This window comes from Janthinobacterium sp. ROICE36, assembly GCF_002869965.1.
Taxonomy (GTDB): domain Bacteria; phylum Pseudomonadota; class Gammaproteobacteria; order Burkholderiales; family Burkholderiaceae_D; genus Janthinobacterium.
In genome coordinates, this window is sequence record NZ_PEBS01000009.1 from 46,830 (window position 1) to 67,458 (window position 20,629).

Here is a 20,629-nt window from a genome sequence, read left to right on the forward strand (position 1 = left end):
GCACACTTCTTGCAAAGCCAGGCGCCGCTCATGCGGGCCTGGCTTTTTTCATGCAGGCTGGGCGCCGGCCACAGCCGCCTTCTGGCGCTGAATCGCCAGCACCATCAGCGCGGCCACCAGGCAGGCGGCGCCGGCTGCGAACAGGGCCGGGTTGTAGGTCAGCATCAGGGTGCGGATGCGGCCCGCGCCGTAGGCGGCCACGGCGGCGCCCAGCTGGTGGCCCGCGAAAATCCAGCCAAACACCATGCCCGCACGCTCCCGGCCAAACGTGGCCCCCACCAGCTTGACCGTGGGCGGCACGGTGGCGATCCAGTCCAGGCCATAGAACATGGCGAACAGCGACAGGCCGTACAGGGTAAATTCCGAATACGGCAGCCAGAACAGGGATAGCCCCCGCAAACCGTAGTACCAGAACAGCAGTTTGCGGTTGTCATAGCGGTCCGACAACCAGCCAGACAAGATCGTGCCGAACAGGTCGAACGCGCCCATCATGGCCAGCACGGTGGCGGCCGGCACGGCGGACAGGCCCGAATCGCCGCACAGGGAAATAAAATGCGTCTGGATCAGGCCGTTGGTACTGAGGCCGCAGATGAAGAAGGTGCCAAACAGTATCCAGAAGGTGCGGTTCGACGCCACACTGCGCAGTATCACAAACGGCGTGGCAAACGTCATTGGCGCCGCAGGCGCCACCACCAGGGGCGTGGCCGGGTCGGCGCCATATGGACGCAAGCCCACGTCCTGCGGCCGGTTGCGCATGCACAGGAAGGCCAGCACGGCAACGATGGCACAGCTGGCAAACACGGGCATGACAGCCGTGCGCCAGCCGAAGTGCTCGATCAGCCAGGCACCCACGGGCAGGAACAGCAGCTGGCCCGTGGCCGAGCTGGCCGTCAGCACGCCCACCACCAGGCCCCGGTGCGTCTCGAACCAGCGGTTCGCCACCACGGCACTCAAGACGAGCGCCGTCATGCCCGAGCCCAGCCCCAGCAGGATGCCCCACAGGGCGACCAGGTGCCAGAACTGCGTCATGCGCGTCGCCAGCAGCATGCCGGCAGCGATCAGGCCCAGCGCCACGCAGATGCCATTGCGCAAGCCGAAGCGCTCCATCAGGATGGCGGCAAACGGCCCCATCAGGCCAAACAGCACGAAGCGCACGGCCAGAGCCGAGGAAATCTGCTCCGCATCCCAGCCGAATTCGCGGCTCAGGGGCTGCATCAGCGCCCCAGGCAAGCCCAGCGCGGCCGACGAGGTCAGCGCGGTGAGGAAAGTAATGGCGACGATAACCGAGGCAAAGTGGCGGCCGCGCCGCTCCAGCCATTGCGAAAAAGGATAGGAAAGCATGCTGTTCTCATGAGAAAAAGTGGATCCCCATCCACAACAGCGGGCGGGATTTTTCTCATGTTATATGATGATCGTAATTTAAACAATCAAAAAAACTGGAGCCATGTCGCGGTGCGCGGCTCCAGTTCTGGCGGCAAGACTTGCGAAAAAAGCCCCTTACTTCACCTTCAAACCATTCTTCACATCCGTCACGCCTTCCACGCCACGGGCCAGGTCGGCGGCTTTTTTCACTTGCGCCTGTGACGGCACGAAGCCGCTAAGCATGACGACACCATGCACCGTTTCCACGTGCACGTCCAGCGCTTTCAAGTCATTGTCCTTGACGAGGTCTGCCTTGATCTTGGTGGTGATGACAGAGTCTTCCACTGCCACCTTGGTGCTGCTGGCCGCATTGCGCGTCACGCAGGCAGCCTTGGCCGTTGCATCCATGGCGTCGCAATTTTCCTTCATGCTGGCAGGCGGATTTTGCGCCACGTTGGTGCCGGCCCTGGCGCCCATATTGGCGTCAGCCAGCGCGGCCGTTTTCGCTGCCTTGGCATCGTTCATGCACGTGGTCTTGTCGGTGCCCGAGCGATCGCCGCACTTGGCCTTGGCCAGGTCATACTCGGCATTGGCGACATCCTTGCGGACCTTGCCCAGTTCGCGCGGCGTGTTGCGGTATTGGGCCACGGCGTCCGAATCTGCCTTGGTGCGCGCCAACCTGGCTTCTTCCACGCAAACTTTTTTCGCTTTGCCGCCGTGGGCATCGCAGGCAGCCTTGGCCTGTTTGTAGTCGGCCGTTGCCTTGTCCGTCAAACTCTTGTACGAGGCATCCTGCGCATACGCGGGCGTGGCGGCAAGCAGGGCGCTGGCACTGGCGGCCAGCATGAGTGCGATCACTTTGTTCATGGTATTTCCTCTCTGGTTAGTTGATGCCCAGATTAGACCCCTGCCGCACGCAAAGCTCCGTGCGACAGCACACGCTGACAGGCCATCCGCGTAAAAAACAGCGTTTATTTGTCGCCGCTCAAACCCTTCCGCCACAATACTTGCGCCTGTTCAAATGGTGAAGCGGACGCATCAAATGCGCCGTCCCCATCCACCAGCGCCAGCCATGCCTGCGTGGCGTGGGAACTGCCCGCGCCGTCGCCGCCGGCGCGCACGCCGCGTATCCAGGCCAGCACATCAGGGTATTGCCCGGGGTGGCGTGCATGCATCCAGGCCAGGGCCACCAGATCCGCATAGGCCTCTTCGCGACGCGTCTCTCGCAGCTCCTGCGCCAGCCGTGCCAACTTGCCCCGCTGCGTGCTGAGCGGCTCGCCTAAGCCGCGTGGCAAGGCGTGCCAGTCGCCCTGTGCATGGCGCTGGCAATGGCCCATTTCATGCGCCGTCATCGCTTCCATCATCATGCCTTGGCGCGCGGGCACTACCTCTTGCAAGACACTGTCTGCCTGCGCATTGCCGCGCAGCGACAGCACCAGCTTGCAGCGCCCCGCTGCGTAGCCCAGCGCCAGCGGCACGGCACCGGGCGCATCCTGGGGTTGCACGATGATATCGATGGACAAACCTTGCGCGCGCGCAAACGCGATGACGGGCTGGCCCGCCTGCAGCCAGCGGCTTTCCAGATCGGTGAGCTGGGCGGCAGCCACGGCGGGCACAGGGGATAAAGCAATGAGCAAGCTCATCAGCAAGAGCGGATTGGGCATGGGATAGCCGGGACGAAAGAGAAGCAACTACTGCAGAGTAAGCGGTGAAAATATTTCCACAAGGAAAAACTGGCAACTTTTCAGAAAAAAGGCGAAAAAAAACCGGCGCAGATGCACCGGCTTTCCACTCTGATAATACAGCGTCAGGCTCAGGTTTATTTCTTCGTCGCTTGATCCAGGGCGCGGGCCGTGACGAATTCCGGGCGAATATCGTTCGGCACGGCCTTCATCTTGTCGAGCGCCACTTGCACCTCAGGACGGATGACCACGTACTTGGCCATCAAGTCTTTCGCGCGCGCATAATCGCCCGTCGCCTCGATGGTCAAAAATTCACGGTCCAGGTCGATCACGGCTTGCTTGATCTTGCCAAAATCGACGCCGAACTTGCCGTCGCCCAGGGAAACAAAGCCGCCCTTGTCGAGAATGAAATTGATCTGGATGGCCATGCCGCGCGCGTGCGAATCGGTCAGGCCGAAATGCAGGGTACGGAAACCGGAGGCGAGGAAAGTGTTGTACAGCTTGCGTTCGGCCACGTCGCCCTGGCCCAGGGTATCGTTGAGTTGCCCCTTGTCCATCATGTAGCGCAGCGCAAACAAGCCCGTGATATCGGCCTTGGCTTCTTCGATGGTGGAATACGCTTCCTTCAAGTCCTGGCGCGGTGTGGATGGCTTGCCATCGACGACGGTGGCGTGCGGGCCCAGGCCGTGCATGATTTCATGCGCGAGGATGTGCGTGAAGAAGGAATTGAAATCCACGTCCTGCTGCGCTTCGGCGCTCAGCACCAGCTTGGAGATGGGCGTCAGGGTGGCCTTGAACTTGGCTTCCTGCACGTTTTTCAGCATCACGCGCTTGGAACCGCGCGCGCTGATGATGCGCTCATCGTTGGGCAGGTTGTAGGCGGCTGTCTGCACCGCCATGTTGCCGTCGCCGGCGCCATACACCTGGTTGACCACCACCATCGGCGCCAGCGCGCCCACTTTCGGGTTGCGGTACTGGGCGTCCAGCGGCAAGTTGTCTTCCAGCTCCTGCATGTGCTTGGCGAAGAAATTGAGCTTTTGCGTTTCCGCCTGGTCGCGGATGTTCACGTACGCCTCGAACGCGGCCTTGTAGCCGAACAGCTCGTCGTTATACGTTTCATACGGGCCGATGGTGATGTCGACGGGCGAATCGAGGTCCATCCAGGCGAAATCGGAGGGCAGATAATCGTTGTCGAGGAAAGCCTTGGCGCGCAGGGTCAAAAATTTCTTCAGTGAAGCATTGTCCGTGGCGGCCGCCGCCTCGTCGAGCAGCTTGGCCAGCTGTTTCAGCTCCACCTTGTACTCGTCCGCATACTTGACGGTTTGATACTTCCCATCCTTGCCCGCGCGGATGGTGGTGAAGAACCATTGCGCCTGCTGCTTGTCGTCCGCCGACAAGCCATTCATCCACGATTCCAGGCTGGCCTTGGTGGCGCCCTGCGGATAGAAATTGCCCGCTTCCGGCTTGTGCGCGGGAATGGCGATGCCGGCATAGCTGGCCGGCATGAAGGAGGCATGCGCATCGAGCACCGACCATGGGCCCTTGTTGATCCAGAAATAATTCAAACGAGCCTGACCCAGCGCCGACTTGTCTTTCTTCAGCGCTGCCCACAGCGCTTCATTGCCGGCCCAGCGCTGGCGCAGTTGCAGCACGTCGACCAGCTTGGCCGCTTCGACCAGCTTGGCGATGGCCTGGCGGTCGCCGGCAGACAGGTGCGTGACATCGGCGGTCAGCGCAACGGGCGCGTAGCGGGCGCTCATGGCCGTCAGTTGCGCAGCGGTGGCCGGTGTTGTTGGCGCGGCACAGGCGCTACCGACGGCGGCAGCCATCAGCAGGGGAATCAAGAGTTTTTTCATGGGGGTCTCGGTAAGATTTTTCTCAGAAGCGGCTGGCGCGGATCGCGCGCTACCGCTTTCTTGCTCAGACTGCGATTGTCCCACCTGCCCCTTCGCATGGCAAGCCGCTTACCAGACCCTGCACACCTGCCCCGTCTGCGCCCCTTCCACGCTGCGGCTGTAGGCGAAGGCCACGCGACGGCAAAGCCTGACTGAAATCGGCCAGTAGTATATGTAACAATGGGAACAATCGGAACAATCGGAACAAGGGGAACAATGCCGCCAGATACTGGCCAGTATCCGTGCGGCGCAACGAGGTGCGGCAGCCATGCGCATGGCGCCGCGCGGCAAGCTGAAAATCACGGCGTCCGTGTCCTTTGGCAGCGAGTGCATCGCGCCGCTGCTGGCCGACTACCTCGGTGCGTATCCGGAAGTGAGCCTGGCGTTGAACCTGAACGCCAGAATGGACGCGCCATGTGCGCTGGCGCCTGGCCAAGAGCGGCGACGACGATGGCCGCCGCGTGCGCGAAAGCGGCTTCCGCTCGAACAATGGGCAGGCGGCGCCGCGCCCCATGCACCTCGTGTATGCACGCGAGCGCCAGCCCACGCCCAAGCTGACGACCTTTATCGATTTTCTGCTGCAACGCTACGGGCCGGCGGCGACACCGCCACCGGCCACGCTCACGTAACCGTTGTACCTAGTTCACTGCTTACTTAGTTGGCCTTCGCCAGCTTCCCCAGCTCGCCATCCGGCTGCCAGCCGGCACCTAAAGAGCGGGCCACGGCGACGGTCGCCAGCAAGCGCTGGGTCTTGATCTGCGCGGCGGCGCGGTCCGCTGTCAGCGAGCTGCGCTGCGCGTCCGTGACGTCCAGGTAAGTCGAGATGCCGCGCTCATAGCGCGTGCGCGCCACCAGATAGGCGCGCGCCGCCGCGGCCTGCGACAGTGCCTGGGCGTCGCCCTGCAACTGGCGCTGCTCCACGTCGGACAGCGCATCTTCCACTTCGCGCAAGGCCGTCAGGAGCTTGGTTTCGTGATTCGCCACGGCTTCCGCATAGCGCGCCTTGGATAAATCCAGGTTGGCCTGGTTGCGGCCACCGTCGAAGATCGGCAGGGACAGGGCCAGCGGGCCAAAGCTGAACTGGCGCGAACCGCCTTGCGCCAGGTCGCGCAGCTTTTCGGACGCATAGCCGAAATTGCCCGTCAATTGCAGCGACGGATAAAACGCGCCTTCGGCCACGCCCACTTGCGCGTTCGCCGCGCGCAGGCCCGCCACGCTGGAAACCAGGTCCGGGCGGTGCGCCAGCAAGCTGGCCGGCAAGCCGACTGGGATACTTGGCGGCAGCGGCAAGGCCGATGGATCGGCCGCCACCGGCAATTGCAGCGCCGACGGCGGCTTGCCCGTCAAGGTGGCCAGGCTGTTTTCCAGCTGGTTGCGCTGGCGCTTGACTTCATGCAGGTCGGCCTGGGCGTTCGACAATTCCACTTTCGCGCGCGCCAAGTCCAGTTCATTCGTCAAGCCCGCACTGAAGCGCGCCTCGACCAGCTGCGCCGACTCGCGGCGCGTGTCCAAGGCGCCATTCAAAATCGCCATTTCCGCATCGAGTCCGCGCAGCTGCCAGTAATTGCTGGCCACTTGCGACGACAGCATCAGCAGCACGCCGTCGCGGTCGGCCTGCGCCGCCAGCGCCTGCGAGTCAGCCGCTTCGACCATGCGCTTTACACGCCCCAGCAAGTCGACTTCGTACGACAGCGAACCGCCCACGGAGAAGTTATTACCGCTGATGGAGCGGCCGCCCAGGGCCAGGCCCTGCGCGGTATTGGCCGAGGTGCGCGAGTTCGCAATACCCGTGCTGAGGTTCACGCTCGGGCCCTGGCTGGCGCGCGCCGTGCCGCTTTGCGCCAGCGCCTGCAGCAATCGCTCGCCGGCCGCTTTCACGCCGGGATTGTCCTGCAGCGCGCTGCGCTCGAGGCGGTCCAGGGTGGCGTCGCCGTAGATGCTCCACCACTCTTTGGGCAGCTGCGCGGCATCCGCTGCGGCCGCGCCGTGGCGGAAAACGCCGTTGTCGACGCCGGCCACATTCGCCGGCGCGGTGAAATCCTGGCCCACGGTGCCGCAGGCGGACAGCGCCACGGCAAGGGAAGCGGCCAGAGCGAATTTCGTCAATACTGTTTGCATGGTGTATACCTTCTTGTTCTTTAAGGGCTTGCGTTGGCGGTCAATGACCGCCGCCACCGCCACCGGGGGCTTTGAGTTTGTCGGCCAGCCACAGGGGCACGATGCAGGCCAGCAGGATGGCGCCGATCAGGAAAAAGCCATCGTTGTAAGCCATCACATAGGCTTCGCGGCGCACGACGCCGTCGATCACCTGCAAGGCCTGGTTACCGGCCGTGACGGCGTCATAGCCCTTGGCCATGAACGAGGACGTCAGCTGGTCGATACGCAGCTGCGTGGCGCTGGAATACGCATTGATCGCTTCACCCAGGCGCTGCGAATGAAAGTGTTCGCGGGTGCTCAGGGCCGTGGCCAGCAGGGCGATGCCGATCGAGCCGCCCAGGTTGCGCGTCATGTTGAACAGGCTCGACGCCGATGGCATGTCCTTCGGCTCGATGCCCTTCATGGCGAAGTTCGACAGGGTCAGCATGACGAAGGGCTGGCCCAGCGCGCGCACTACCTGCGACCACAGCAGCTGGTCGTAACCGGTGGAAGCGTCCATGTAGGCATTCATCATGCACGAACCGCCAAACAGCAACAGGCCGATCGAACACAGGATGCGGTTATCCACCGTCGACGACAGCTTGGCGACGAAGGGCATGATGAACAGCTGCGGCAAGCCCACCCACATGATGACTTCACCGATCTGCATCGGCGAATAACCGGCGATCTGGCCCAGGAACAGGGGCAGCAAAAAGGCCGAGCCATACAGGCCCATGCCCGTCACGGCCGACAGCACGGTGGCGACCAGAAAATTGCGCTGGCCGTACAAGGCCAGGTTGACGAACGGCTCGGCGCGCGTGGCGCTGGTGACGACCCAACCCAGGATACCCGTCAGGGCCAGCGCGGCGAAGGCGATGATGAAGCCCGAGTCGAACCAGTCTTTCGAATTGCCCTCTTCCAGGAAGATGGTCAGGCAACCCAGGCCCATGGCCATGAAGAAGATGCCCAGCCAATCGGCTTTCCAGAACATCTCCAGCTTCATCGGCTCCTTGTCCAGGCCATAGATCATGCCGGCAATCAGCAGCACGCCCGGCACCCAGTTGATGTAGAAGATCGAGGGCCAGCCATACAGCTCGGAAAGATAGCCGCCCAGGGTCGGGCCCATGGCCGGCGCCAGGGTAGCCGTCAGACCGAAAATGGCCATGCCGACGGCACGCTTCGACGGCGGCAGCTTGAGCATCACCAGGGTGAACGCCATGGGGATCAGGGCGCCGCCCGTAAAACCCTGCAGCATGCGGAAGACGATCATGCTTTCCAGGTTCCAGGCCGTGCCGCACAGGGTGGAGAACAGCAGGAAGAAAGCGGTGGTGCCTATCATGTAGGTGCGCAAGCCGAACACGCGCGCCAGTAGCGCGGTGAGCGGGATGACGATAATTTCCGCCACCAGGTAGGCCGTGGAAATCCACGAGCCCTCTTCCTGGGTGGCCGACAGCGAGCCAAGGATATCCTTGAGCGAGGAGTTGGTGATCTGGATGTCGAGCACCGCCATGAAGGCGCCCAGCATGCCGGCGGCGACCGCCAGCCAGGTGCGCCCGGAGACTTTCTCGCTGATCACGGGAAACGCCGGCGATGCCGCCGGTGTGGTGGAGGAGCTGCTCATGGAAGCTTAGCGGGCGGCGCTCTGTGCGGCGGGAGCGGCTGGAGCGGCGGCGTGGCGCGCGTCCTTCTCCTGATCCGCATTGGGCTGGTTCACTTCCACTTCGGCGATCACCGACATGCCTGGCACCAGGCGACCATTCATGGCCTTGATGTCTGCCGGCTGGAAGACGATTTTCACGGGCACGCGCTGGACGATCTTGGTGAAGTTACCGGTCGCGTTATCGGCCGGCAGCAGCGCGAATTGCGCACCCGAGGCAGGCGCGAAGCTGTCGACCGTGCCCACCAGTTTCTTGCCCGGCATGGCGTCGATGGTCACGTGCACGCTCTGGCCGCGGTGCAGGTCGGCCAATTGGGTTTCCTTGAAGTTGGCGGTGACCCAGACGTTATCCTGCACGATGGCCGTCAATTGCTGGCCAGGCTGCACGCGCATGCCCGTTTCCACGTTGCGCTTGCCGATGCGGCCGGCGACGGGGGCCAGGACGCGGTTGTATTGCAGCTGCTGTTCCGCGTCCTTCAATTGCACGCGCAGCACGGCCACCTGGGCCTTGGCCACGTCGCGCGCAGCTTGCGCCGCACCAATCTGCGCCTTGGCGGCGGAAGCGCTGTCGCGACGGGCGGCCAGGTCGGCCACGGCGCTGGAGCGGGCCGCGTTGGCGGCATCGAGTTCCGCCTTCGAGACGGCTTTCATCTGGCTCGTGTACAGCTGGCCATAACGCTCGGCATCCTGTTTCGCGCGCAGCAGTTGCGCATCGGCCTGCGCCACCTGCGCCTGGGCGGCGCTGGCCTGCGCCTGCACTTGCGCGATCTGCGCGTCGGCTTGCAGCACTTGCTGCTCGGCGCTGGCGATCTGCGCGGCGATCTGCTCGGTTTTCACGCGCTGGTCGAACGGATCGAGTTCGGCGATCACGTCGCCCTCTTTCACCACTTGATTGTCGTCGATGAAAACCTTGGTGACGACGCCGGAAATGCGCGCCGAGACGGGATGCACGTGGCCGGATACATAGGCGTTTTCCGTTTCCACGAAATAGTGGCTGCGGTACCACATGCGCGCGCCAGCGCCCAGCGCGACAAGGACGATCAGGCCGGCGATGATTTTCACGCGCTTATTCGGTGCAGCGGAGCTGGCAGAAGCAGCGGGCGCTGAAGGTGCGGCAGGGGCCGCGGGTGGGACGGCGCTCAGCACCTTGTGCTCTGCTGGACCTGGCTGGTTGGACATACTCGCTCCGAAAATGAAATGACATAGGTTCATTATTGGACAAAGAAAAGCGCTTGTCAAGAAATGAAACGATTGCATTTCATTTTAATTTGCACTACAGTGTGAGCCATCACTAACCTTATGAAGAGACCCAGACCATGTCCGATCCCGGCCTCAGCGATACCTTGCCCACCGATACAGAATCCGACGCCTCCGCCAAGGAGCTTTCCTGCTGCGGCAAGCCAGCCGGCCGCCCGCGCGCGGCCGACATGGAGGCGCGCATGGAAAACCTGCTGCACACGGCGGGCGGCCTGTTTCTGGAAAAAGGGTATGGAAAGGTAAGCCTGGAAATGATCGCGCGCGAAGCCCATGTGGCCGTGCGCACGATTTATGTGAAATTTGGCGGCAAGTCGGGCTTGTTCAATGCCGTGGTGGAACTGCGCCGCGCCGCCTATTTCTCGACCATGCCGGCGCTGGAAACGGATATGCGGCCCCTGCCCACCATTCTGGGCGAATTCGGCCTGCTGTTCGTGCAACTGGTCACCATGCCGGCGGCGATCCGCCTGAATCGCATGGTGGTTGCCGAGGCGGCCACGCATCCTGAACTGGCGGAAACGTTTTACAAGGTGGGACCGGGACAGACACGCGAGATGCTGAGCAAGTTTTTCAGCCGTCCCGACATCGCGCCACTGTTTCGCGCGGAACTGGCACCATCCATCCTGGCGCTACACCTGCTCAATTGCCTGCTGGGAGATCAGATGTCGCGCCTGCTGTTTGCGCCGCAGACGCAACCGGATGTGGCACAGCTGCGCGCCAAGGTAGCCCTCAGCCTGGACCTGTTCCTGCGCGGCACCTTGCGCCAGGCGCTCGCGGCCTGACGCGCGATTCAGCCGGGGCAACCGCCCTCTTCCTGCATCGCCGCTGCAGCACGCTCATCGCTCAGGCCCAGCGCGCGCAAGAAAGGCTGGGCCGCCGACTGGCCATCCGGACTAAGTGAAGAATCACTTCCGTCATGGCGTTCCGGGCCATAGCGCATCAGGTCGAACGATGTTTCAAAGCGCTGTGCCAGGAAGTAGGTACGGAAGTAATCGAAGGAAAACGCCGCCTGGCCATCGGCCAGCAGCAGCAAGCCATGCGCATACAGCGGCGCCAGCCAGTCCCTTGCCGGCATGTTCCAGCCCTTCACGCCGCAATAGTCGCTGACAAAACGCTGCAGTTCCGCTTCGCCAAGAAACAGGGTCTTGGCTTCGAACATCACGAACGCCAGTTCGATCAGGAATTCGCGCGCATCGGCCGCCACGCCAGCGTCCTCACGCTGCTGCGCGCCCGCCCTGCCCAGCAAGCCATCGAAATAGGCGCGTTCGCCTGCCAGCTGCGGCAGCAAGGTGGCAAACACATACTCGGCATCCATCTGCCCCGTTTCCTGGCCATTCGGCGTGTACAGCACCGACAGGGCGAAATTCTTGCTCACTTCGTCGAACTCGCGCAAGGAGACCTTCCACGGCGTGCCTGACGCGTCGCCATCGGCTCCGTTTGTGCCGAACTCGAGCACGGAAAACGCCGCCATCTGGCCATGCGCGCCGTACAGGCTGCCGGGATTGCTCTTGAACAAGATGCCTAGCGACTTCATCAGCGAACTGGCGTCCCCCGTATGCTGCTGGCCGTGGAACACGGCGTGGATATTCTTGTAGTACGCGCGCTGCTCGGCACTGGCGTGCTCATCGGCAGAGAAAAAACTGAAGCCGGCATTGCCCTGCGCCGCAGCCGCAACACCCTGCACGCGGCTGCCCGGCACCAGGTAGTATCGCGCACCGGGCAAGCTGGCCGCCTGCAGCAAGGGACGCAGGAAATATTCGTAGACATACAAGGGCGTGGTGCTGGCACAGGCATCGAGCGCCACCAGCTGGCCCGTGAAGAAAATCGCATCGATCTGCTTGCCCACCGTCAGGATAGCGGCCACATCCTGGTACAAGGCATGCAGCATCACGGCTTGCTCTTGCTCATCGGCGCGGCGCAAACGGACATCGGCAATATGAAGGGCGGTAAATTTTTTCATCGTTGCAAAACTCTCTCAATACAGCGCAATTTGACCGTATCCCACGCTGGCAACATTCCTGGAAAAATCACACGCTTCCGTTGAAGCAAAAGCAAAACATGCTGACAGACCTTCATTCTGCCACTTTTTCCATGTGGCAATACTCACCAATTTTCACAAGATACCGCTGCGCCACGTTTTACTATGCTACAGGTCAAGAGAAATAAAAAAACCGGGAACATGTCCTGGTTTTTTATACTGAAAGTTAACTCTTTATCAGCGCTTGCGCGGTGGCGGCAAGTCCGTGCAGACACCTTCGTAGACTTCAGCATCCATGCCGATCGATACACCCAGGGTCGGGTGAGGATAGATGGTCTTGCCGATGTCCGTGCCGTCGCAGCCCATTTCGATGGCCAGGGCGATTTCGCCGCTTCATCGTTCACCTGTCGCCCGCATGCGTGCCGACGATGGTGCCGCCGATGATGTGCCTAATCGTTGCTGGATAATAAAAAACCCCGCAATCGCTTGCGGGGTTTTTAGTGTTACGACATCAGCGCTTGCGCTGTGGCGGCAAGTCCGTGCAGACACCTTCGTAGACTTCAGCAGCCATACCGATCGATACACCCAGGGTCGGGTGAGGATGGATGGTCTTGCCGATGTCCGTGCCGTCGCAGCCCATTTCGATGGCCAGGGCGATTTCGCCGCTTCATCGTTCACCTGTCGCCCGCATGCGTGCCGACGATGGTGCCGCCGATGATGCGCCTAATCGTTGCTGGATAATAAAAAACCCCGCAATCACTTGCGGGGTTTTTAGTGTTACAACATCAACGCTTGCGCGGTGGCGGCAAGTCCGTGCAGACACCTTCGTAGACTTCAGCAGCCATACCGATCGATACACCCAGGGTCGGGTGAGGATGGATGGTCTTGCCGATGTCCGTGCCGTCGCAGCCCATTTCGATGGCCAGGGCGATTTCGCCGCTTCATCGTTCACCTGTCGCCCGCATGCGTGCCGACGATGGTGCTGCCGATGATGTGCCTAATCGTTGCTGGATAATAAAAAACCCCGCAATCGCTTGCGGGGTTTTTAGTGTTACAACACAGCGCTACAACATCAACGCTTGCGCGGTGGCGGCAAGTCCGTGCAGACACCTTCGTAGACTTCAGCAGCCATACCGATCGATTCGCCCAGGGTCGGGTGAGGATGGATGGTCTTGCCGATGTCCGTGCCGTCGCAGCCCATTTCGATGGCCAGGGCGATTTCGCCGATCATGTCGCCCGCATGCGTGCCGACGATGGTGCCGCCGATGATGCGGTGCGTTTCCGCATCGAACAGCAGCTTGGTGAAACCTTCGGCGCGGCCGTTGGCCACGGCGCGGCCCGAGGCGGCCCACGGGAAGTGGCCCTTCTCGACCTTGATGCCCTTGGCTTTCGCTTCGTCTTCCGTGATGCCGGCCCATGCCACTTCCGGGTCCGTGTAGGCGACCGATGGAATCACCTTGACGTCGAAATGCGACTTCTGGCCGGCGGCAGCTTCCGCCGCCACGTGGGCTTCATGCACGGCCTTGTGCGCCAGCATCGGCTGGCCCACCAGGTCGCCGATGGCGAAGATATTCGGCACATTGGTGCGCATCTGGCTGTCGACTTCGATGAAGCCGCGGTCCGTGACGTTCACGCCGGCCTTGTCGGCGGCGATCTTCTTGCCGTTCGGGCTGCGGCCCACGGCGACGAGCACCAGGTCGTAGACTTGCGGCGCCGGCGCCGTGGCACCCGCTTCAGCCGCTTCGAACGTGACCTTGATACCTTCCGGCAACGCCTCGACGGCCACCGTCTTGGTCTTGGTCATGATGTTGTCGAAGCGTTTTTCATTGAACTTCTGCCACACCTTGACGGCATCGCGGTCGGCGCCCTGCATCAGGCCATCCATCATTTCGACCACGTCGATGCGCGCGCCAAAAGTGGAGTAGACCGTCGCCATTTCCAGGCCGATGATGCCGCCGCCGATGACCAGCATGCGTTTCGGGATCTGGCGCAATTCCAGCGCGCCCGTCGAATCGACGATGCGCGGGTCTTCCGGCACGAAGGGCAGTTTCACCACGGACGAACCGGCGGCGATGATGGCTTGCTTGAACTGCACGACTTTTTTCGAGCCGTCAGCCGCCGTCACTTCGATGTGGTTGGCACTGAGGAACTGGCCCACGCCCGTCACCACTTGCGTCTTGCGCGCCTTGGCCATGCCGGCCAGACCGCCCGTCATGTTCGAGATGACGCCTTCCTTGTACTTGCGTACCTGGTCGATGTCGATGCTCGGCTTGGCAAACGTCACACCCGTGTTGGACATGTGCGCCGTTTCATCGATGACGGAAGCGACGTGCAGCAGCGCCTTCGACGGGATGCAGCCCACGTTCAGGCACACGCCGCCCAGGGTGGCGTAGCGCTCGACGATGACAGTGCTCAGACCCAGGTCGGCCGCGCGGAACGCCGCCGAATAACCGCCAGGACCGCCACCCAGCACCATCATGTCGACATCGATGTCGACCTGGCCGCTGTAATTGCCGGCCGGGATGGCGGCGACAGGTGCAGCTGCTGCCGGAGCTGCAGCAGGTGCTGCCGCTGGCGCAGGAGCAGCCGCTGGTGCGGCAGCCGCCGCGCCTTCAGTCGCTTCCAGCACCAGCAGCGCGCTGCCTTCGGCGATCTTGTCGCCAACCTTGACTTTGATTTCCTTGACGACGCCTGCGTGGGTCGACGGAATCTCCATGCTGGCCTTGTCCGATTCAACCGTGATCAGCGACTGGTCCACCTTGATGGTGTCGCCTACCTTGACCATCAGTTCGATGACTTCGACTTCCTTGAAGTCGCCGATATTCGGTACTTTTACCTCTACTGTGCTCATGAATCGCTCCTTACAGCAGAATTTTGCGCATGTCGGCCAGGACTTCGCCGAGGTACACGGAGAATCGCGCGCCCATCGCGCCATCGACCACGCGGTGGTCGTAGGACAGCGAGGTGCCCATCATCAGGCGCGGCTGGAAGGCCTTGCCATCCCATACCGGCTTGATCGAGGCTTTCGACAGACCCAGGATCGCCACTTCAGGCGCATTCACGATAGGCGTGAAGTGCGTGCCACCGATGCCGCCCAGGGACGAAATCGTGAAGCTGGCGCCCTGCATGTCGGCCGGTTTCAGCTTGCCTTCGCGTGCCTGCAGCGACAGTTCCGTCATTTCGCGGGCGATCTGCGAGACCGATTTCTGGTCCGCGCCCTTGATCACGGGCACCACCAGGCCATTCGGCGTGTCGGCCGCAAAGCCGATGTTGTAGTACTGCTTGAGGATCAGGTTTTCACCCTTGGCGTCGAGCGAGGCGTTAAACGCGGGGAATTTCTTCAGCGCGGCGACGGACGCCTTGATGACGAAGGCCAGCATGGTCAGCTTGGCCGCATCCTTGTTCTTCGCATTGGCGGCGTTGGTGTCGACGCGGAACGCTTCCAGGTCCGTCACGTCCGCTTCGTCGAACTGCGTGACGTGCGGGATCATGACCCAGTTGCGGTGCAGATTCGGACCCGAGATTTTCTTGATGCGCGACAGCGGCAGCAATTCAGTCGTGCCGAATTTGCTGAAGTCCAGCGACGGCCATGGCAGCAAGTCCAGGCCCACGCCCGAACCACCTTTGGCAGCGACCGGCGCATTTGGCGCGGCGACGGCGCCCGACATCACGCCCTTGACGAAGTTCTGCACGTCTTCCTGGGTGATGCGGCCCTTCGGCCCGGAACCGCCCACGCGGGCCAGGTCCACGCCCAGTTCGCGCGCGAACTTGCGGATCGATGGCGAAGCGTGCGCCAGCTTGCCATTTGCGGCAGGTGTGGCGGCAGGGGCAGCGGCGACCGGTGCCGAAGCGACGGCGGCGCCTGGCGCGGCAGCAGCTTGCGCGGCCGGTGCAGGCGCGGCGGCAGGGACAGCAGCAGGAGCGGCAGCGCCGCCGCTCGTTTCCACCACCAGCACCAGACTACCCTTGGCAACCTTGTCGCCGACCTTGACCTTCAGTTCTTTCACGATACCGGCGTGGCTCGATGGAATTTCCATGCTGGCCTTGTCCGATTCCACCGTCAGCAGCGACTGCTCGACCTTGATCGTATCGCCGACCTTGACCATCAGTTCGATGACTTCGACTTCCTTGAAGTCGCCGATATCGGGCACGGTCACTTCGACCAGGCCGCCAGCAGCAGCGGGGGCGGCGACAGGCGCTGGAGCGGCTGCAGCGGGTGCGGCTTCAGCTTCAGCTGCCGGTGCAGGCGCTGCAGCGGCAGCAGGTGCAGGCGCGGACGCATCATCGGCCACTTCCAGCAACAGCACCAGCGAACCTTCGGCGATCTTGTCGCCCACGTTGACTTTCAATTCCTTGACGACACCGGCGTGGCTCGATGGAATTTCCATGCTGGCCTTGTCCGATTCGACCGTGATCAGGGACTGGTCAAGCTTGACCGTATCGCCTGGCTTGACCATCAGTTCAATGATCTCGACTTCCTTGAAATCGCCGATATCCGGGACTTTGACTTCCACAATGCTCATAGCTTGCTCCGTTATTTTATTTGTCAGATGGACCCGCACACACGCCAGGGCGGCACTTGCGCACCGCCCTGGCATCATCGGGTCCGCACAACGATTACTGGGTCACCGGATTCGGTTTGTTGGCGTCGATGCCGTACTTGGCAATCGCCTGCTCCACCACCGATACGTCGATCTTGCCTTCGTCAGCCAGCGATTTGAGCGCAGCCACGGTGACATAATAACGGTTCACTTCGAAGAACTCGCGCAGCTTGGCGCGGCTGTCCGAGCGGCCAAAGCCATCGGTGCCCAGCACTTTATAAGTGCGGCCTTTCGGCATGAAGGCGCGGATCTGTTCTGCAAACGCGCGCATGTAATCGGTCGTGGCGACGATCGGGCCGTCCGTGTCCTGCAACAGCGACGTCACGTACGGCACGCGCTGCTGTTTCGACGGGTTGACCATGTTCCAGCGCTCTGCATCCTGGCCATCGCGGGCCACCAGGGTCAGCGACGGCGCCGACCACACGTCTGCAGCCACGCCCCAGTCGTTTTGCAACAGCTCGGCGGCGAAGATCGATTCGCGCAGGATGGTGCCGCAGCCGATCAGTTGTACGCGCAGCTTGGCGTCAGCCTGGCCTTCCTGCAACTTGTACATGCCTTTCAGGATGCCTTCTTCCTGGCCTGGCTTGATGCCTGGCTGGGCATAGTTCTCGTTCATGATCGTGATGTAGTAGAACACATCTTCCTGGTTGGCGATCATGCGGCGCAGGCCGTCCTGGATGATGACGGCGACTTCATGGCTGAAGGTCGGGTCGTACGGCATGCAGGTCGGGATGGTCGCGGCGAAGATATGGCTGTGGCCATCTTCGTGCTGCAAGCCTTCGCCGTTCAGGGTCGTACGGCCAGCCGTGCCGCCCATCAGGAAGCCACGGGCGCGCATGTCGGCCGATGCCCATACCTGGTCGCCGATGCGCTGGAAGCCGAACATCGAGTAGAAGGTGTAGAACGGGATCATGATGCGGTCGTTGGTCGAATACGACGTCGCTGCGGCGATCCACGAGCTCATGCCGCCCGCTTCGTTGATGCCCTCTTGCAGGATCTGGCCGGCCTTGTCTTCGCGGTAGTACATGACCTGGTCTTTGTCGACCGGCTCGTACAACTGGCCTTTCGGGTTGTAGATGCCGATCTGGCGGAACAGGCCTTCCATGCCGAAGGTACGCGATTCATCGACCAGGATAGGCACCACGCGCTGGCCCAGGTTCGGGTCTTTCAGCAGGGTCGAAATGACGCGCACGAAGGCTTGCGTGGTCGATATTTCACGGCCTTCCGGCGTCGCTTCCAGCACGTTCTTGAACGCGTCCAGGCCAGGCACAGGCAGGGTTTCTTCCGATTTCTGGCGGCGCTGCGGCAGGTAACCACCGAGGGCCTTGCGGCGCTCGTGCAGGTAGACCATTTCCGGCGCATCGTCGGCTGGCTTGAAGAACGGGATGTCGGCCAGCTTGTCGTCAGGGATAGGCAGCGAGAAGCGGTCGCGCATTTCGCGGATGGCTTCGTCGTCCAGCTTTTTCGTCTGGTGCGCCGTGTTGCGCGCTTCGCCGGACTTGCCCATGCCGTAGCCCTTGACGGTTTTCACCAGCAGGACGGTCGGCTGGCCCTTGTGCTCCTGGGCGATCTTGAAGGCCGCGTAGATCTTGTGCGGATCATGGCCGCCACGGGTCAGGCGCCAGATGTCGTCGTCCGTCATGTTGGCAACCATTTCCAGCAACTTCGGATGCTTGCCGAAGAAGTGCTTGCGCACGTAAGCGCCATCTTTGGCCTTGTAGTTCTGGTATTCGCCGTCGACGGTTTCCATCATCACGCGCTGCAGGATACCTTCTTTATCTTGCGCCAGCAGGGCGTCCCAGCCCGGACCCCAGATGACCTTGACGACGTTCCAGCCAGCGCCACGGAATTCACCTTCCAGTTCCTGGATGATCTTGGTGTTGCCGCGCACCGGGCCGTCCAGGCGCTGCAGGTTGCAGTTGACCACGATGACCAGGTTGTCAAGCATGTCGCGTGCGGCCAGGCCGATCGCGCCCAGGGACTCCGGCTCGTCCATTTCGCCATCGCCGCAGAAAGCCCAGATCTTGCGGTTGTCGGTTTTCGCGATGCCGCGTGCGTGCAGGTATTTCAGGAAACGCGCCTGGTAGATCGCCATGTGCGGGCCCAGGCCCATCGACACGGTCGGGAACTGCCAGAAGTCAGGCATCAATTTTGGATGCGGGTACGAGGAAAGGCCCTTGCCGTCAACTTCCTTGCGGAAGTTCAGCATTTGCTCTTCGGAGAGGCGGCCTTCGAGGAAGGCGCGCGCGTAGATGCCGGGCGAGGAGTGGCCCTGGATGTACAGCAGGTCGCCGCCGTGGTCGGCCGTCGGCGCGTGCCAGAAGTGGTTGAAACCGATGCCCAGCATGTTTGCCAGCGAAGCAAACGAAGACAGGTGGCCACCCAGGTCGCCGTCGGCGCGGTTGGCCTTGACTACCATGGCCATGGCGTTCCAGCGCATCCACGAGCGCAGGCGCTCTTCGTATTCCAGGTTGCCGGGACAGTGTGCTTCTTGCTTGGTGGGAATGGTATTGACGTAGGCGGTGGTGCTGGAGAACGGGATCTGGGCGCCACGGCGGCGGGCCAGGTCAACCATGCGCTCCATCAGATAATGCGCGCGTTCGGGACCTTCATTTTCCAGCACGGCTTCGAGCGCGTCCAGCCACTCCTTGGTTTCCTGCATATCCGGGTCGGTGCCGATCTGTGTCGTTACCTGGTTCAGTTGAGCTGACATCTGTTGAGTCTCCTTTGTGAACGCCCCACCCCGATTTTCCGGATCGCTGTCGGACGGTATTTCGCTGATTATTTACTATTAAGTCGGTTTAGTGTGGGGATTCTAACAGCGTATTTACTATTTTTCAAATTACGATATAGCGTTTCATATTATGAAATTACCCTCTGGAATTTATGCTGCAGTGCCGCAAATTCTGCCCGGAAATTAGCGTGATCAAAGTGCCAAAAACGGCGCCAAAAAAACCGCAGGCCCTTGCGCTCCCTAGACCACCAGCACAACAGCAAAACGCATTAACGCCCCAGTCGTCCGCACAGGCATACCGGGCCAAGCGGGCCTGAAAAATGTCGAGGGCAAGGCGCTGCAACGCCGTCATCGGCATTTTCTCAGGCTCGCGTCTGTGGCCCGCCGTTGTTACGCCTTTGCATAGCCAAAACCGCCCCTTTGCGCCGCCCGGCTTTATAATCTGTCTTTTCCCTCCCACACAGCCTCCCTACCATGCCAGCACAACTGATCGACGGAATCGCCCTCTCCCAAAAACTGCGCAGCGAGATCGCCACGCGCGCCGCCGCCCTCACGGCCAAGGGCACCCAGCCCGGCCTGGCCGTGATACTCGTCGGCGAAGACCCGGCCAGCCAGGTGTATGTCCGCAACAAGGTCAAGGCCTGCGGCGACGTGGGTTTTTACTCGGTGCTGGAAAAATATGAAGCGGACCTGTCCGAAGCGGACTTGCTGGCGCGCATCGCCAGCCTGAACGCCGACCCGGCCATCCACGGCATCCTCGTGCAAATGCCCTTGCCCAAGCACATCAACCCGCACAAGGTCATCGAAGCGATCTCCACGACGAAAGACGTGGATGGCTATTCCGTCCTGAGCGCCGGCGAACTGATGACGGGCTTGCCCGGCTTCCGTCCCTGCACGCCCTATGGTTGCATGAAACTGATCGAAAGCACGGGCGTGGACTTGCGCGGCAAGCACGCCGTCGTCATCGGTCGCAGCAACACCGTCGGCAAGCCGATGGCCCTGCTGCTCTTGCAAGCGAACGCCACCGTCACCATCTGTCATAGTGCGACGCCGGACCTGGGTCTGTACACGCGCCAGGCAGACGTGGTCGTGGCCGCCGTAGGCCGCCGCAACACGCTGACAGCCGACATGCTCAAGCCGGGCGCCATCGTCATCGACGTGGGCATGAACCGCGACGATGACGGCAAGTTGTGCGGTGACGTGGATTTTGCCGGAATGAAAGACGTCGCCTCCCACATCACGCCCGTGCCCGGTGGCGTGGGTCCGATGACCATTACGATGTTATTGATGAACACGGTCGAAGCCGCCGAGCGCATTTAAGAATCACCGG

Annotated in this window: 15 protein-coding genes and 2 pseudogenes; 3 read left to right on the forward strand and 14 right to left on the reverse strand. The window is 61.9% G+C overall.

Annotated elements, in window-relative coordinates:
• Window positions 1-48: 48 nt before the first annotated feature.
• The 4 genes from CSZ94_RS05780 to CSZ94_RS05795 form a co-directional block, all read right to left on the reverse strand.
• The gene (locus CSZ94_RS05780; RefSeq protein WP_102120636.1) at window positions 49-1,341 is read right to left on the reverse strand and encodes an MFS transporter; all 1,293 of its coding nucleotides are present in this window, start codon (window positions 1,339-1,341) and stop codon (window positions 49-51) included.
• A gap of 156 nt (window positions 1,342-1,497) precedes the next feature.
• Window positions 1,498-2,229 (reverse strand): BON domain-containing protein, encoded by a 732-nt coding sequence (locus CSZ94_RS05785; protein WP_102120637.1) that lies wholly within the window; start codon window positions 2,227-2,229, stop codon window positions 1,498-1,500.
• A gap of 104 nt (window positions 2,230-2,333) precedes the next feature.
• Window positions 2,334-3,026, reverse strand: coding sequence for a hypothetical protein (locus CSZ94_RS05790; protein WP_102120638.1), 693 nt, complete (start codon window positions 3,024-3,026; stop codon window positions 2,334-2,336).
• A 155-nt stretch (window positions 3,027-3,181) separates the two neighbouring features.
• Window positions 3,182-4,900, reverse strand: a complete 1,719-nt coding sequence (locus CSZ94_RS05795) for a dipeptidyl-peptidase 3 family protein (protein WP_102120639.1) — start codon at window positions 4,898-4,900, stop codon at window positions 3,182-3,184.
• A 455-nt stretch (window positions 4,901-5,355) separates the two neighbouring features.
• Between CSZ94_RS05795 and CSZ94_RS27940 the strand changes: the two genes are divergently transcribed.
• Complete coding sequence (locus CSZ94_RS27940; RefSeq protein WP_102120640.1) at window positions 5,356-5,568, forward strand: hypothetical protein; 213 nt, start codon at window positions 5,356-5,358, stop codon at window positions 5,566-5,568.
• A 25-nt stretch (window positions 5,569-5,593) separates the two neighbouring features.
• Here CSZ94_RS27940 and CSZ94_RS05810 read toward each other — a convergent pair whose 3' ends face one another.
• The 3 genes from CSZ94_RS05810 to CSZ94_RS05820 are packed head-to-tail and all read right to left on the reverse strand — an operon-like array spanning window position 5,594 to window position 9,911.
• Window positions 5,594-7,057, reverse strand: a complete 1,464-nt coding sequence (locus CSZ94_RS05810) for an efflux transporter outer membrane subunit (protein ID WP_180977377.1) — start codon at window positions 7,055-7,057, stop codon at window positions 5,594-5,596.
• A gap of 40 nt (window positions 7,058-7,097) precedes the next feature.
• A complete protein-coding gene (locus CSZ94_RS05815; protein WP_102120642.1) occupies window positions 7,098-8,696 on the reverse strand; it encodes a DHA2 family efflux MFS transporter permease subunit in 1,599 nt (532 codons plus the stop codon).
• A 6-nt stretch (window positions 8,697-8,702) separates the two neighbouring features.
• Window positions 8,703-9,911 carry an HlyD family secretion protein gene (locus CSZ94_RS05820; protein ID WP_102120643.1) on the reverse strand — a complete coding sequence of 403 codons (1,209 nt, stop codon included), beginning with the start codon at window positions 9,909-9,911 and terminating at the stop codon, window positions 8,703-8,705.
• Window positions 9,912-10,048: 137 nt separating this feature from the next.
• Between CSZ94_RS05820 and CSZ94_RS05825 the strand changes: the two genes are divergently transcribed.
• Window positions 10,049-10,768, forward strand: coding sequence for a TetR/AcrR family transcriptional regulator (locus CSZ94_RS05825; RefSeq protein ID WP_102120644.1), 720 nt, complete (start codon window positions 10,049-10,051; stop codon window positions 10,766-10,768).
• Between the two features lie 8 nt (window positions 10,769-10,776).
• Here the strand turns inward: CSZ94_RS05825 and CSZ94_RS05830 are convergent, their stop codons facing one another.
• The 7 genes and pseudogenes from CSZ94_RS05830 to aceE all read right to left on the reverse strand — a co-directional run bounded on the left by CSZ94_RS05830 (window position 10,777) and on the right by aceE (window position 19,278).
• A complete protein-coding gene (locus tag CSZ94_RS05830) occupies window positions 10,777-11,946 on the reverse strand; it encodes a hypothetical protein (RefSeq protein WP_102120645.1) in 1,170 nt (389 codons plus the stop codon).
• Between the two features lie 255 nt (window positions 11,947-12,201).
• Window positions 12,202-12,415 (reverse strand): annotated as a pseudogene (locus CSZ94_RS05835) (dihydrolipoyl dehydrogenase); the annotation flags it as partial.
• Window positions 12,416-12,475: 60 nt separating this feature from the next.
• Window positions 12,476-12,692 (reverse strand): annotated as a pseudogene (locus CSZ94_RS28485) (dihydrolipoyl dehydrogenase); the annotation flags it as partial.
• Between the two features lie 57 nt (window positions 12,693-12,749).
• On the reverse strand, window positions 12,750-12,878 hold the full coding sequence (locus tag CSZ94_RS28490; RefSeq protein ID WP_258000798.1) for a hypothetical protein: 129 nt from the start codon (window positions 12,876-12,878) through the stop codon (window positions 12,750-12,752).
• A gap of 158 nt (window positions 12,879-13,036) precedes the next feature.
• A complete protein-coding gene (lpdA, locus tag CSZ94_RS05845) occupies window positions 13,037-14,815 on the reverse strand; it encodes a dihydrolipoyl dehydrogenase (protein ID WP_102120646.1) in 1,779 nt (592 codons plus the stop codon).
• Between the two features lie 10 nt (window positions 14,816-14,825).
• Window positions 14,826-16,487: a dihydrolipoyllysine-residue acetyltransferase gene (aceF, locus tag CSZ94_RS05850; RefSeq protein ID WP_102120647.1), complete on the reverse strand. Its 1,662-nt coding sequence runs from the start codon at window positions 16,485-16,487 to the stop codon at window positions 14,826-14,828.
• A gap of 94 nt (window positions 16,488-16,581) precedes the next feature.
• Window positions 16,582-19,278 (reverse strand): pyruvate dehydrogenase (acetyl-transferring), homodimeric type, encoded by a 2,697-nt coding sequence (gene aceE / locus CSZ94_RS05855; protein WP_102120648.1) that lies wholly within the window; start codon window positions 19,276-19,278, stop codon window positions 16,582-16,584.
• A gap of 495 nt (window positions 19,279-19,773) precedes the next feature.
• Here aceE and folD point away from each other — a divergent pair, with 495 nt between their 5' ends.
• Window positions 19,774-20,619 carry a bifunctional methylenetetrahydrofolate dehydrogenase/methenyltetrahydrofolate cyclohydrolase FolD gene (gene folD / locus CSZ94_RS05860; RefSeq protein WP_102120649.1) on the forward strand — a complete coding sequence of 282 codons (846 nt, stop codon included), beginning with the start codon at window positions 19,774-19,776 and terminating at the stop codon, window positions 20,617-20,619.
• The last annotated feature ends 10 nt before the right edge of the window (window positions 20,620-20,629 follow it).

Coding starts and splice junctions, on each gene's coding strand:
- CSZ94_RS05780 (WP_102120636.1), bottom strand. CDS start 1,341: ATGCTTTCCTATCCTTTTTCGCAATGGCTGGAGCGGCGCGGCCGCCAC.
- CSZ94_RS05785 (WP_102120637.1), bottom strand. CDS start 2,229: ATGAACAAAGTGATCGCACTCATGCTGGCCGCCAGTGCCAGCGCCCTG.
- CSZ94_RS05790 (WP_102120638.1), bottom strand. CDS start 3,026: ATGCCCAATCCGCTCTTGCTGATGAGCTTGCTCATTGCTTTATCCCCT.
- CSZ94_RS05795 (WP_102120639.1), bottom strand. CDS start 4,900: ATGAAAAAACTCTTGATTCCCCTGCTGATGGCTGCCGCCGTCGGTAGC.
- CSZ94_RS05810 (WP_180977377.1), bottom strand. CDS start 7,057: ATGCAAACAGTATTGACGAAATTCGCTCTGGCCGCTTCCCTTGCCGTG.
- CSZ94_RS05815 (WP_102120642.1), bottom strand. CDS start 8,696: ATGAGCAGCTCCTCCACCACACCGGCGGCATCGCCGGCGTTTCCCGTG.
- CSZ94_RS05820 (WP_102120643.1), bottom strand. CDS start 9,911: ATGTCCAACCAGCCAGGTCCAGCAGAGCACAAGGTGCTGAGCGCCGTC.
- CSZ94_RS05825 (WP_102120644.1), top strand. CDS start 10,049: ATGTCCGATCCCGGCCTCAGCGATACCTTGCCCACCGATACAGAATCC.
- CSZ94_RS05830 (WP_102120645.1), bottom strand. CDS start 11,946: ATGAAAAAATTTACCGCCCTTCATATTGCCGATGTCCGTTTGCGCCGC.
- CSZ94_RS28490 (WP_258000798.1), bottom strand. CDS start 12,878: ATGGGCTGCGACGGCACGGACATCGGCAAGACCATCCATCCTCACCCG.
- lpdA (WP_102120646.1), bottom strand. CDS start 14,815: ATGAGCACAGTAGAGGTAAAAGTACCGAATATCGGCGACTTCAAGGAA.
- aceF (WP_102120647.1), bottom strand. CDS start 16,487: ATGAGCATTGTGGAAGTCAAAGTCCCGGATATCGGCGATTTCAAGGAA.
- aceE (WP_102120648.1), bottom strand. CDS start 19,278: ATGTCAGCTCAACTGAACCAGGTAACGACACAGATCGGCACCGACCCG.
- folD (WP_102120649.1), top strand. CDS start 19,774: ATGCCAGCACAACTGATCGACGGAATCGCCCTCTCCCAAAAACTGCGC.